We start from the raw sequence: 12,510 nt of genomic DNA, 5'->3' as shown, positions 1-12,510 counted from the left end.
CTAAATGCATGCAAACGCTGCGCCGGGGCCGGAGGCTGTGTATAATAGGCAGGATATTGTCCCCGCTCTTTACTCAATTCAAGATAATCATGGCTCAAGGTACACTGTTTATTGTTTCCGCGCCCAGTGGTGCGGGTAAGTCCAGCCTGATTCAGGCGCTGTTAAAAACACAGCCCCTTTATGACACTCAGGTTTCTGTTTCCCATACCACCCGGGATATGCGCCCCGGTGAAGTTCAGGGCGACCACTATTTCTTTGTGACGAAAGATGAGTTCCGCGCAATGATTACTGACGGGGCATTTCTTGAGTACGCCGAAGTCTTTGGTAATTATTACGGCACCTCACGCCAGGCGATTGAACAAGTGCTGGCTACCGGCGTCGATGTCTTTCTGGATATCGACTGGCAGGGGGCACAGCAAATACGCCGGCAGATGCCTGCGGCACGAACCATTTTCGTGCTTCCGCCATCGAAGGATGAGTTAGATCGTCGTCTGAGAGGCCGTGGTCAGGACAGCGAAGCGGTCATCGAAAAACGGATGGAAAAAGCGGTCGATGAAATGAGTCATTACGCAGAGTACGATTATCTGATCGTAAACGATGATTTTGATCTGGCCCTGTCTGACCTGAAAACGATTATCCGCGCAGAACGTCTGCGTATGGGCCGTCAGCAGGCCCGGCATGATGCATTAATCAGCAAACTATTGGCACACTGAAGCAGCTTTCAGTATTATGCCCAGTCATTTCCTCATCTGTGGAGTAGCACTTTTATGGCACGCGTAACCGTTCAGGACGCAGTAGAAAAAGTTGGAAACCGTTTTGACCTGGTACTGGTCGCTGCACGTCGTGCGCGTCAGATGCAGACCGGCGGTAAAGATGCCCTGGTTCCGGAAGAAAACGACAAACCAACGGTTATCGCTTTACGCGAAATCGAAGAAGGTCTGATCACAAACCAGATTCTGGATGTCCGTGATCGTCAGGAACAGCATGAGCAGGAAGCCGCCGAACTTCAGGCTGTCACCGCGATTGCTGAAGGTCACCGTTAATCTGACTGTTGCAGGCCGCCCTTGTATCTGTTTGAAAGCCTCAATCAACTGATTGAAAAATATCTGCCTGAAGATCAGATTAAACGACTCAGGCAGGCTTACCTTGTCGCTCGTGATGCTCATGAGGGTCAGACGCGTTCCAGCGGTGAACCTTATATTACCCATCCGGTGGCGGTTGCCTGTATCCTGGCAGAAATGAAACTCGACCATGAAACACTGATGGCCGCGTTGTTACATGATGTCATTGAAGATACCCCGGCAACTTTCCAGGATATGGAACAGCTGTTTGGCTCCAGTGTCGCCGAATTAGTCGAGGGCGTATCCAAACTGGATAAGCTGAAATTCCGCGATAAGAAAGAGGCCCAGGCAGAAAACTTCCGCAAGATGATTATGGCCATGGTGCAGGATATCCGGGTCATATTAATCAAGCTGGCAGACCGGACCCACAATATGCGAACCCTTGGTTCGCTGCGGCCGGACAAACGGCGGCGTATCGCCTTAGAAACACTTGAGATTTACAGTCCGCTAGCTCACCGGCTGGGTATTCATCATCTGAAAACCGAGCTGGAAGAGCTGGGCTTTGAAGCCCTGTACCCGAACCGTTTCCGCGTTATCAAAGAAGTGGTAAAAGCGGCGCGCGGTAACCGTAAAGAGATGATCCAGAAAATCCTCGCCGAAATAGACGGCAGATTACAGGAAGCCGGAATCCTGTGTCGCGTCAGTGGCCGGGAAAAACATCTCTACTCGATTTATCAGAAAATGCATCTCAAAGAGCAGCGTTTTCATTCCATCATGGATATCTACGCCTTCCGCGTTATCGTAAAAGATGTGGATACCTGCTATCGCGTACTCGGACAAATGCACAGTCTGTACAAACCCCGTCCGGGCCGTGTTAAAGACTATATTGCCATTCCCAAAGCCAACGGATATCAGTCGCTTCATACCTCGATGATAGGCCCGCACGGCGTACCGGTAGAAGTCCAGATCCGCACCGAAGATATGGATCAGATGGCAGAAATGGGGGTCGCGGCACACTGGGCTTATAAACAGCAAGGAGAAAGCGGCACCACCACTGCGCAGGTGCGGGCCCAGCGCTGGTTGCAAAGCCTGCTCGAATTGCAGCAAAGTGCCGGTAACTCGTTTGAATTTATCGAAAGTGTAAAATCGGACCTGTTTCCCGATGAAATTTACGTCTTTACCCCGGAAGGCCGGATTGTTGAATTGCCTGCCGGAGCCACACCCGTCGATTTCGCTTATGCCGTACATACAGATATCGGCAATGCCTGTGTTGGTGCCAGGGTCGACCGTCAGCCCTATCCCCTGTCACAGCCACTGAGCAGCGGCCAGACCATCGAAATTATCACAGCCCCGGGCGCACGACCGAATGCCGCATGGCTGAATTTCGTCGTCAGTTCCAAAGCCAGGGCGAAAATTCGTCAGTTACTGAAAAACCTGAAACGGGAAGAGTCCGTAAGCCTCGGCCGTCGCCTGCTCAGCCATGCGCTGGGAGGCAGTAAAAAACTGGCTGACGTACCGCAGGAAAATATCCGACAGGAACTGGAACGGATGAAACTGGCCAGTCTCGATGACCTGCTGGCAGAAATCGGGCTCGGCAATGCGATGAGTGTGGTGGTGGCTAAAAATCTGCTGCCGGGGGAAACTACCGATACCCTGCCTCAGGCATCGGCGAAAAGACATAAGCTGCCGATCAAAGGGGCAGACGGTGTGCTGATTACCTTCGCCAAATGCTGCCGTCCAATCCCGGGAGACCCGATTGTGGCGCATGTCAGCCCCGGTAAAGGGCTGGTTATTCACCATGATTCCTGCAGGAATATCCGTGGTTACCAGAAAGAAGCCGAGAAATTTATGCCGGTGGAGTGGGACGACAGCGGAGCAGGTCAGGACTTTGTCACAGAAATAAAAGTCGATATGCTGAATCATCAGGGCGCGCTTGCCAACCTGACAGCAGCGATCAATGCCAGCCAGTCAAATATTCAGAGCCTGAATACGGAAGAACGGGATGGCAGAGTTTACAGTGCGTATATGCGCCTCACGGTCCATGACCGTATTCACCTGGCAGATATTATGCGGAAAATCCGTGTCATGCCGGATGTTATAAAAGTACACCGGAACCGAAATTAGTTTGCATGAATAGCCAACGTTTTGCCCGGATCTCGGAAATGCTGGCCCGCCGCCAGCATGACCTGACGGTCTGCATGGAGCAGGTACACAAACCCCACAATGTCTCTGCGGTGATCCGTACCGCAGATGCGGTAGGGATCCCTCACGTCCATGCCGTCTGGCCCGGAGACCGGATGCGCACCATGGTTTCTGCGTCTGCCGGCAGCAACAGCTGGGTGAAAGTTATCACTCATCGCACTATCGGCGAGGCCGTCGGCGCGGTAAAGGCGCAGGGGATGCAGGTACTGGCCACTCACCTGTCAGACACGGCTGTCGATTTTCGCGATATCGATTATACGCGTCCTGTGTGTATTCTGATGGGTCAGGAAAAAACCGGCATTACCCGCGAAGCTCTGGCGCTGGCCGATCAGGACATTATTATTCCTATGCTGGGCATGGTTCAGTCGCTGAATGTTTCCGTGGCCTCGGCATTGATCCTCTATGAGGCCCAGCGGCAACGGCAAATCGCCGGGATGTATCAGCGCAGTCATTGCCTGCTCGATAACCAGGAACAACAACGGCTGCTGTTTGAAGGCGGTTATCCGGTACTGGCGCGGGTGGCGAAACAGAAAGGCCTGCCCTGCCCGCATATCAACCCGCAAGGGCAGATTGAGGCTGATGATGACTGGTGGTCTGCTATGCAGGAAACCGAACGCAGCCGAAAGATGAAAAGATGAAAGGCCGTCTGCTCGACGCTATCCCGCTGAATACCCTGACCGGCGTCGGTGCCAGCCAGGCTGCTAAGCTGGCAAAACTCGGCTTGCATAATCTGCAGGATCTGTTGCTCCACCTGCCGGTACGCTATGAAGATCGTACCCGTCTCTACCGGATTAATGACCTGCTGCCAGGTCTTTATGCCACCGTCGAAGGCGAGGTACTTTCCAGCGAAGTCTCCTTCGGTCGCCGTCGTATGCTGGTCTGCCAAATCAGTGATGGCAGCGGTATTCTGACCCTGCGTTTCTTCAATTTTAATGCCGGAATGAAAAATAATCTGGCCAGCGGTAGCCATGTAGTGGCCTATGGAGAAATTAAGCGCGGGCAGCGTGGTGCGGAAATTATCCATCCGGAATACCGTATCACCGGACAACAACATCACACCGAATTACAGGAAACCCTGACGCCGGTATACCCGGCCACCGAAGGGATACGCCAGGCAACACTGCGTAAACTGACGGATCAGGCTTTGCAACTGCTGGACAGCTGCCCGATCACTGAATTACTGCCCGCAGAACTGAGCCGCGGCATGATGTCTCTGCCCGCAGCATTAAAAGTATTACACCGTCCGCCGCCAGAGATGCAGCTCTCCGAGCTGGAACAAGGCAAACACCCGGCTCAGCAACGGCTGATCACCGAAGAACTGCTGGCCCATAACCTGAGCATGCTGGCAGTACGGGCAGGTGCTCAGCGCTATCATGCATTACCGGTTCCCGCCAGTCAGCCTGTAACCCACCAGTTCCTCGCCAGCTTGCCCTTTACCCCGACGGCAGCCCAGCAGCGGGTGAGCAAGGAAATTGAACAGGACCTGGCGCGGGATTACCCCATGCTGCGTCTGGTACAGGGTGATGTCGGATCAGGGAAAACCCTGGTTGCGGCACTGGCGGCACTGCAGGTTATCGCCAGTGGCCATCAGGTTGCACTGATGGCGCCGACAGAGCTGCTGGCAGAACAACATGCCACCAACTTTCGCCAGTGGCTGGCCCCGCTGGGGATTAACGTCGGCTGGCTGGCCGGAAAGCAAAAAGGCAAAGCCCGTCAGGCACAACAGGAAGCCATCGCCCGTGGCGAGGTATCGATGATTGTCGGTACCCATGCCCTGTTTCAGGAACAGGTTATTTTCAGTTCTCTGGCACTGGTTATTATTGACGAACAGCATCGCTTCGGCGTTCATCAGCGGCTGGCACTGCGCGAAAAAGGCGAACAGCAGGGGTTTCACCCACATCAGCTGATTATGACCGCTACCCCGATTCCGCGGACCCTGGCAATGACCGCCTATGCCGACCTGGATACCTCCACCATTGATGAGTTGCCTCCGGGCCGTACCCCGGTCTCGACAGTGGCTATTCCGGATACCCGCCGCGAAGAGATTATCCGTCGTGTCGAACAGGCATGTCAGCAGGGACGTCAGGCCTACTGGGTATGTACGCTGATTGAAGAATCTGATCAACTGGAAGCTCAGGCCGCCGAAGCAACCTGTCAGGAGCTGCAACTGGCACTGCCTGAGATGAAAATCGGCCTGGTACACGGCCGAATGAAACCTGCCGAAAAACAGGCTGTCATGCAGCAGTTCAAAGAAAATCAGCTACAGCTACTGGTTGCCACCACCGTTATTGAGGTGGGTGTCGATGTACCTAATGCCAGCCTGATGATTATCGAAAACCCGGAACGACTGGGCCTGGCACAGCTCCACCAGCTAAGAGGTCGTGTCGGCCGTGGTGCCGTCGCATCACACTGTGTTCTGTTGTATAAAGCGCCCCTCAGTAAAACCGCCCGCAAACGGTTACAGGTATTACGTGACAGTAATGACGGCTTCGTGATTGCCCAGCATGACCTGGAAATACGCGGCCCCGGTGAGTTGCTGGGTACCCGCCAGACCGGTAATGCCGGGTTTAAAGTTGCCGATTTACTGCGTGATCAGGCGATGATTCCGGCGATACAACGTATCGCCCGTCACCTTCACCAGAAATATCCGCAACAGTCGGCCGCATTAATTGAACGCTGGCTGCCGGCCACCGAACGTTTTAGCCATGCCTGATTTTTTCTGCCTTCGTCCGGCAAACGTTTGCTTTTAGGCGGCAGATAATTAAAATCGCTGTTTTTTCTGCCACCGGGAAAGGTTTCATGTCCGCCGACGCTCCGCATTACCGTCAATCCAGCGTATCTTCACGCAGTGAACTGGTTTATCGCCTTGATGACCGCCCCCCTCTGCCTCAGGCACTGTTCGCGGCACTCCAGCATCTGCTGGCGATGTTTGTCGCCGTGATTACCCCGGCATTATTAATTTGCCAGGCGCTGGGGCTGCCCCCTGAGGATACCCGGCATATTATCAGTATGTCGTTATTCGCTTCCGGCGTTGCTTCTGTCTTACAGATCAAGACCTGGGGTCCGGTAGGCTCAGGCCTGTTATCTATTCAGGGCACCAGCTTTAATTTTGTTTCTCCGTTGATCATGGGCGGGCTGGCCCTGAAACAGGGCGGGGCAGACATTAGCAGTATGATGGCAGCCTTATTTGGTACCCTGATGCTGGCATCCTGCACCGAAATGCTGTTATCCCGTATCCTGCCTTATGCCCGGCGGGTGATCACCCCGCTGGTTTCGGGCATTGTGGTCATGATCATCGGGCTGTCACTGATTCAGGTCGGGCTGACCTCTATCGGAGGTGGTTTCAGCGCTCTGAATAACCATACCTTCGGGGCACCGAAAAATCTGTTACTGGCCGGGGCAGTCCTGCTGACAATCATTTTGCTCAACCGCCAGAAAAACCCGTACCTGCGCATTGCCTCACTGGTGATCGCGATGGCAGTAGGGTATCTGCTGGCCTGGTGCCTGAATATGTTACCGGCAAGCGCACCGCAGGCCGACGCGCCGTTACTTATGGTGCCGACACCTTTCTATTACGGGCTGGGCATTGACTGGAACCTGCTACTGCCTTTAATGCTGGTCTTTATGGTGACCTCGCTGGAAACCATCGGTGATATCACAGCAACTTCCGATGTCTCAGAACAGCCGGTCAGCGGCCCGGTCTATATGAAACGTCTGAAAGGTGGTGTACTGGCCAACGGACTGAACTCCTGTGTCTCTGCCCTGTTTAATACCTTCCCGAACTCCTGTTTCGGACAAAATAACGGGGTTATTCAGCTGACCGGAGTTGCCAGCCGCTATGTCGGGTTTTTAGTCGCTCTGCTGCTGATCCTGCTGGGGTTATTTCCGGCCGTCAGCGGAATCGTACAACATATTCCTGAACCGGTACTCGGCGGAGCAACTCTGGTGATGTTTGGCACCATTGCCGCTTCCGGGGTACGTATTGTGGCAAGACAGGCTATCGACCGTCGCGCGATTATGATCATTGCTATTTCCCTGGCCGTCGGGCTCGGTGTCTCTCAGCAACCGTTAATTCTGCAATTTGCTCCGGAATGGTTAAAAACATTACTTTCTTCCGGAATTGCCGCCGGTGGCCTGACCGCCATTATCCTTAACCTGATTTTTCCGGAAACCGGACGGGATGCATAGTTTCCGGCCTGCCCCCTCACCGGGAGGCAGGCTGCTTTCTTTTAATGCTCATTTCTTTTAACGCTTATCCGGCGATTTATCGGCTTTTTTGACAGTAACCGGCATCTTCAACATTGAGGTCTGAGCGAAATTCAGGCATAACAGGCAGTAGCTTATTTTCAGGACTCAGGACTGACATAATGAAATTTATTGGAAAATTTTTCCTGATACTGCTGCTTATCCTTTTGCTGTTAGTGATTGCTGCCTGGTTCGCCCTGAAAAGTACCTGGGGAGCAGGTACGCTGAGCCGCTGGATCAGTGACGATACTGCTTATCACCTGTCTATCGGCAGAATACGGCACTCTCTCAGTTCACCACTGGTCGTTACCCTCGACGATTTTACCTTCGGGAACGATGGTCAGCCAGCCATGGTGGTCGCCGGGAAAGTGACGCTCGGCCTTTCTTTACTGCAGTTCAGCGATCCGTCACATTTTGACAGTCTGACCCTGACTGACGGTGAAATTGATCTGGCCAATATCCGTCCCGGCACAGCATTCCCGTTGCAGGCCAACCGCTTATCCCTGAACAATATCAGTATTGTGCAGCCTGATGATACCCCTGGTTTTCAGGCCAGCCAGACCTCTGCAGATATTACGCCGTGGAAACCTGACCCGGCTCATATGCTGGGCAGTGATTACCGTTTTCGCGCAGGTATCGGCCGGCTGACACTGGGGCAGCAGCAGCTGACTGCCATTGATGCGACGGGAAGCGTTACCCCGCAGCAAATTAACCTGCAGACGATAAGCGGCAGCGCAGAACGCGGAACCTTTTCCGGTTCAATGACCCGCGAAGAGGGCCACTGGCAAATCCGGCAGCTGTCCCTGGAGAATACCCGCTTTCAGACACAGCAGACACTGCCTGACTTTCTGGCACCACTGGTACAACATAATATCCGCCCGCGGCAGATTTCGGTGAACCACGCCACTATTGTCGGCCCTGACTGGGCAGTGACCGATTTCACTCTGCAACTCAGTAATCCGGCGATACCGCAAAATAATCTGCTGACAGAAAACGGCACACTCTCCCTGCAGGCAAACGAGTTCGTCTGGCGGGACTACGCGCTGACCCGTCCACAGGCTGAGCTGGAAGCGACCCCGCAGGGGCTGAAGATCAATAAATTCAGTACCCATTGGGTAAACGGAACAGTGACCGCTGACGGTGAATGGCTGAAGGATACCCGGCAACTGGCACTGAATAACCTGTCATTTAACGGGCTGGAATACACCCTGCCTCAGGACTGGCGTCAGTTCTGGTTGTCTCCCCTGCCGGAATGGCTCGACTCTGTCATGCTGCATAAGCTGACTATCGATAACTCGCTGATCATTGATATCAATCCGGCTTTCCCGTTTCAGATGACGGCATTACATGCCACGGGAAATCAGTTACTGCTGGCGCGTCAGCATCAGTGGGGGATCTGGTCAGGGGACAGTGAATGGCAGGCCGCAGAAGCGACCTTTAACCGCCGGGATCTCCGCGCCCCCTGGCTGAAGCTGCATGCGGACGGGCAGAAAATCAGTGTCAGCGATATCAAAATGCTGGCCGATAAGGGGCCGGTGATCGGCAATGCTGAAATTTCTCAGCTGCCTTCACGTGATTTCAGCCTCAGCCTGCGGGGTCAGGCGGTACCGGTGAGTATGTTTACTGACTGGGGATGGCCGGTAACCGGCGAGCCGGGGAAAGGTGATATTACGTTCAATGCCCGCGGCAGCTTACAGGCTGATCTTCCGTTGCGTCCGTCCGTCAGCGGCTCACTGCGGGTAACCACCGCAACCGGCAGTCAGCAGTACGATATGTCTGCAGGAAAAAATCAGTAACCCCTCCCTCAGCCCGCTTACCGCCCTGCGGTGACCGGGCTGAGGGCGTTACTCACTTCCTGAGCCACCCTGCTCCAGTGTCAGTAACGGATCTGCCGGTAATACAATATAGACTCCCTCAAACACCGCCCCGGTAACATCATCGCCCTGTAACAAGACATCCAGCCTGACCCTGGCTTTTCTGCCACGGGCCAGCCGGTCTAAATCGCCACATAACGACCCTAAATCAGCCACCGCCGCCGGACGGCCGGTAATCGGTTTTTTATAGCGGATATGGGCATCTGCCAGAATAATATTTCCCCCCAGGTGACGCTCGCGCAGCAATAGCCAGATCAGCCCCCAGCCGGTTAAAGTCGCCAGCGAGAACAGACTACCGGCAAACAGGGTATGGTGGGGATTCTGGTTGCCGGCTTCCGGCATCGTGGTCATAAACCGCTGCCCTGTATACTGCTGGATCCTGACCCCCATTTTGTCGCTCAGGGGAATATGGTCATACCATGCCTGCTGTAACTGTCCGCACCAGTCCGCCCGGTGCAAAATATCATCCATGGAGACCATCGGTTTAATCATCAGAAAGTGGCGTACCGGTGTGGTGCGGGCCGCCATAATTTCGCCCTGATTGATATACCCCAGTTTGGCAAAAAACTCGATGGCATCTTCCCGCGCACTGCAGGTCACTCGTTTTACGCCCTCCTGGCGGGCGACAGATTCCAGCGTCATAATCAGCAAGGTACCGAGTCCTTTCCCCCTGAGGGCCGGGTCTACCGCAATAAAGCGTATTGATGCTTCATAATCCCCGTTGATATACAGCCGTCCGACGGCCACCGGATTATTCTGTTCATCCACCACCATCTGATGATGGGCAGTAGCATCCCAGGCTTCTCTTTCTGAGCCTTCGGGTTGTTGCAGGGGCTTACGCAGCATTTCCCAGCGAAACCGGAAATAACGTTCCAGTTCCAGTGCTGTCCGGGGTACACGCAAATGATACATCAACCGATCCTCCCTGTGGCCTGACGACGATAGCGAGGCTGCCGTCGCCAGCAACTCACCTATACCTGTAGCCAGAATGTCACCGGCCCGTCGTTAACCAGACTGACCTGCATATCTGCCGCAAAGCGGCCGTTTTCAGTATTCACCCCCTGCTGGCGACAGTGGTCACTAAAATAATGATATAACTCACGGGCCTGATCCGGCGCCGCCCCTCCGGAGAATGACGGCCGCATCCCTTTCCGGGTATCTGCGGCCAGGGTAAATTGCGATACCACCAGCAGACTACCGCCGGCCTGTTGCAGGTTAAGATTCATTTTTCCCTGTGGATCACTGAATACCCGATACCCCAGCACCCGTTCAGCTAAACGCCGGGCTTTTGCCTGGTCATCATCTTTCTCCACGGCCAGTAAGACCAGTAATCCTGCGGCTATTTGTCCGGTAATTTCACCGTCGACGGTGACACTGGCGCGGGTAACCCGCTGAATTAACGCAATCATGAAACCTCTGACTCTTGTTGCGGAGCATGTTTAAGCTGCCGGTAATGTTCAATGGATACAGTAATCTCAGCGCCCAGCAATACAATGCACCAGGTCCAGTAGACCCAGAGAAATAAGATAGGTATCACCGCCAGGACCCCGTAAATCATCTGATATGACGGGAACATGGTGACATACAGCGAAAACGCTTTTTTTCCGGCTTCAAATAACATGCCGGCGACCGCCGCCCCCGCCAGCGCATCCCGTGATGCCACCTGTCGGGTGGGAACGATACTGTACAGCAGCCAGAAAGCCAGCACCGACAGTAATAACGGGAACAACCTTAATGCCGGTTCCAGAAAATGGGTGACACCGCTGTCATTCAGCCATCGGGCAGAAAACAGCAGGGAACTGATCGCCAGACTAGCCCCGGCCAGTAACGGCCCCAGAGTCAGTACCATCCAGTAAACTGCAAAAGAAAAGACCAGCGGACGTTGTTTCGGGCTGCGCCAGATAGTATTCAGTGCACTGTCAATCGAGTGTATTAACAGTAATGCCGTTACGATCAACCCGATAGCGCCGACTGCCGTCATCCGGTTGACATTGGAAACGAAGCGTTCGAGATAGTCTTCGACAACCGTCCCCGCTGCCGGGACAAAATTATTGAAAATAAAGTGTTTCAGCTGCACGCTGATCTCTGAAAATACCGGAAAGGCGGCAAATAAAGCAAACACTACTGTGGCTAAAGGGACCAGCGCCAGCAGTGAGACAAATGTCAGGTTACCGGCATGTACCGTCATATTGTCTTCATCGATTCTGCGCCAGAGCACCGCCAGCCAGCTTATGGCTGATTTTAAAAATCGTTTCATCGTTTTCAGCTCCCTGCACAACACCGCTACAGCAGCCGGTGGCGGTCATTCAGCATTACACCCCAGGAGCAGCAAACCACTGGCGGATACTCTCCGGTCCGCTGACCAGTACACTGTGGATCCCCGCCTGACGTGCCGCATCAATATTGGCCTGGTTATCATCAAAGAACACTGCATCCATGGCCGCGAAACCTTCTTTTTCCAGCACCGTCTGATAAATAGCCGCCTCCGGCTTACGCATTTTTAGCTGCTGAGAAAGATAAACTGCATCGGCAGCCTGCTCAATTTGCGGATACTGTTGCGGCCAGAACGTACAGTGCAGGTTATTGGTATTGGATAAAATAACCACCCGGTGTCCGGCAGCCCGCAGGGCATGCATCTGTGCCAGCGTATCGTCGCGGACACCGGCAAAAATCGCCTGCCAGCCTTCCGTAAACTGGGCATAGCTGAGATTGACTCCCAGAGTCTTGCACAACGCGTCGGCAAACTGCTGGTCGGATATCTCACCGCGCTCATGCTGTTCAAAAGCCTGATCAAAGGTAAAACGCTGTTGCAACTGAGCTAATGGCACGCCACTTAAGTGGCTCCAGACGCCCAGAACACGATTAAAATCAATATCAACGATGACATTTCCCAAATCAAAGATATAGAGCATAGTCGCCTCCCTGGTCGTGAGTGGTGTATTCACTGTAGCGGCAAATCGTCCGGGTTAACAGGGCAGTCAGCAGGGAAAAAGTGCCCCGCCGGCACTAACCGCCAGCCGGCGGTGCTGATAACTCTTTTGGCTCCCATAAAAAAAGGTTCATCGCACCTTAGCGTGAATTAATAGAAAACGGCGGTAAAAGTGGTTAGTTTTGTATTCGCCAAAACA

The 12,510-nt window shown here is 53.8% G+C and carries 11 protein-coding genes; 7 read left to right on the top strand and 4 right to left on the bottom strand.

Translation table 11 applies throughout. The features are described 5' to 3' along the window. Positions 1–89 precede the first annotated feature (89 nt). The 7 genes from gmk to JK198_RS06250 all read left to right on the top strand — a co-directional run bounded on the left by gmk (position 90) and on the right by JK198_RS06250 (position 9,304). The gene (gmk, locus tag JK198_RS06280; protein WP_212707304.1) at positions 90–713 is read left to right on the top strand and encodes a guanylate kinase; all 624 of its coding nucleotides are present in this window, start codon (positions 90–92) and stop codon (positions 711–713) included. Between the two features lie 54 nt (positions 714–767). Beyond that, positions 768–1,043 carry a DNA-directed RNA polymerase subunit omega gene (rpoZ, locus tag JK198_RS06275; RefSeq protein WP_212707303.1) on the top strand — a complete coding sequence of 92 codons (276 nt, stop codon included), beginning with the start codon at positions 768–770 and terminating at the stop codon, positions 1,041–1,043. A gap of 21 nt (positions 1,044–1,064) precedes the next feature. After that, a complete protein-coding gene (spoT, locus tag JK198_RS06270) occupies positions 1,065–3,185 on the top strand; it encodes a bifunctional GTP diphosphokinase/guanosine-3',5'-bis pyrophosphate 3'-pyrophosphohydrolase (RefSeq protein ID WP_212707302.1) in 2,121 nt (706 codons plus the stop codon). Positions 3,186–3,190: 5 nt separating this feature from the next. Further along, complete coding sequence (gene trmH / locus JK198_RS06265; protein WP_212707301.1) at positions 3,191–3,901, top strand: tRNA (guanosine(18)-2'-O)-methyltransferase TrmH; 711 nt, start codon at positions 3,191–3,193, stop codon at positions 3,899–3,901. After that, a complete protein-coding gene (gene recG / locus JK198_RS06260; protein WP_212707300.1) occupies positions 3,898–5,976 on the top strand; it encodes an ATP-dependent DNA helicase RecG in 2,079 nt (692 codons plus the stop codon). The genes trmH and recG overlap by 4 nt, the downstream gene beginning before the upstream one ends. 86 nt (positions 5,977–6,062) lie before the next feature. Further along, positions 6,063–7,451 carry a uracil-xanthine permease family protein gene (locus JK198_RS06255; protein ID WP_212707299.1) on the top strand — a complete coding sequence of 463 codons (1,389 nt, stop codon included), beginning with the start codon at positions 6,063–6,065 and terminating at the stop codon, positions 7,449–7,451. A 179-nt stretch (positions 7,452–7,630) separates the two neighbouring features. Next, on the top strand, positions 7,631–9,304 hold the full coding sequence (locus JK198_RS06250) for an AsmA family protein (protein ID WP_212707298.1): 1,674 nt from the start codon (positions 7,631–7,633) through the stop codon (positions 9,302–9,304). A 48-nt stretch (positions 9,305–9,352) separates the two neighbouring features. Here JK198_RS06250 and fabY read toward each other — a convergent pair whose 3' ends face one another. From fabY to yihX, 4 genes are read right to left on the bottom strand one after another with little or no spacing between them, the layout of a single operon-like run. Beyond that, complete coding sequence (gene fabY, locus JK198_RS06245; RefSeq protein WP_212707297.1) at positions 9,353–10,294, bottom strand: bifunctional GNAT family N-acetyltransferase/hotdog fold thioesterase; 942 nt, start codon at positions 10,292–10,294, stop codon at positions 9,353–9,355. A gap of 59 nt (positions 10,295–10,353) precedes the next feature. Continuing rightward, complete coding sequence (gene dtd / locus JK198_RS06240) at positions 10,354–10,791, bottom strand: D-aminoacyl-tRNA deacylase (protein WP_212707296.1); 438 nt, start codon at positions 10,789–10,791, stop codon at positions 10,354–10,356. After that, positions 10,788–11,639: a virulence factor BrkB family protein gene (locus tag JK198_RS06235; RefSeq protein WP_212710298.1), complete on the bottom strand. Its 852-nt coding sequence runs from the start codon at positions 11,637–11,639 to the stop codon at positions 10,788–10,790. The genes dtd and JK198_RS06235 overlap by 4 nt, the downstream gene beginning before the upstream one ends. Before the next feature lie 55 nt (positions 11,640–11,694). Then, positions 11,695–12,294 (bottom strand): glucose-1-phosphatase, encoded by a 600-nt coding sequence (gene yihX, locus JK198_RS06230; protein WP_212707294.1) that lies wholly within the window; start codon positions 12,292–12,294, stop codon positions 11,695–11,697. Between the last annotated feature and the right edge of the window lie 216 nt (positions 12,295–12,510).

The organism is Tatumella sp. JGM91, assembly GCF_018257575.1.
In the GTDB taxonomy this organism is placed as follows: Bacteria; Pseudomonadota; Gammaproteobacteria; order Enterobacterales; family Enterobacteriaceae; genus Tatumella; species Tatumella punctata.
Note: the sequence above shows the minus strand (reverse complement) of the source record. Positions and strands in the feature narration are given on the sequence as shown.

Coding starts and splice junctions, on each gene's coding strand:
- rpoZ (WP_212707303.1), top strand. CDS start 768: ATGGCACGCGTAACCGTTCAGGACGCAGTAGAAAAAGTTGGAAACCGT.
- JK198_RS06250 (WP_212707298.1), top strand. CDS start 7,631: ATGAAATTTATTGGAAAATTTTTCCTGATACTGCTGCTTATCCTTTTG.
- JK198_RS06235 (WP_212710298.1), bottom strand. CDS start 11,639: ATGAAACGATTTTTAAAATCAGCCATAAGCTGGCTGGCGGTGCTCTGG.
- JK198_RS06255 (WP_212707299.1), top strand. CDS start 6,063: ATGTCCGCCGACGCTCCGCATTACCGTCAATCCAGCGTATCTTCACGC.
- trmH (WP_212707301.1), top strand. CDS start 3,191: ATGAATAGCCAACGTTTTGCCCGGATCTCGGAAATGCTGGCCCGCCGC.
- yihX (WP_212707294.1), bottom strand. CDS start 12,294: ATGCTCTATATCTTTGATTTGGGAAATGTCATCGTTGATATTGATTTT.
- dtd (WP_212707296.1), bottom strand. CDS start 10,791: ATGATTGCGTTAATTCAGCGGGTTACCCGCGCCAGTGTCACCGTCGAC.
- fabY (WP_212707297.1), bottom strand. CDS start 10,294: ATGTATCATTTGCGTGTACCCCGGACAGCACTGGAACTGGAACGTTAT.
- recG (WP_212707300.1), top strand. CDS start 3,898: ATGAAAGGCCGTCTGCTCGACGCTATCCCGCTGAATACCCTGACCGGC.
- gmk (WP_212707304.1), top strand. CDS start 90: ATGGCTCAAGGTACACTGTTTATTGTTTCCGCGCCCAGTGGTGCGGGT.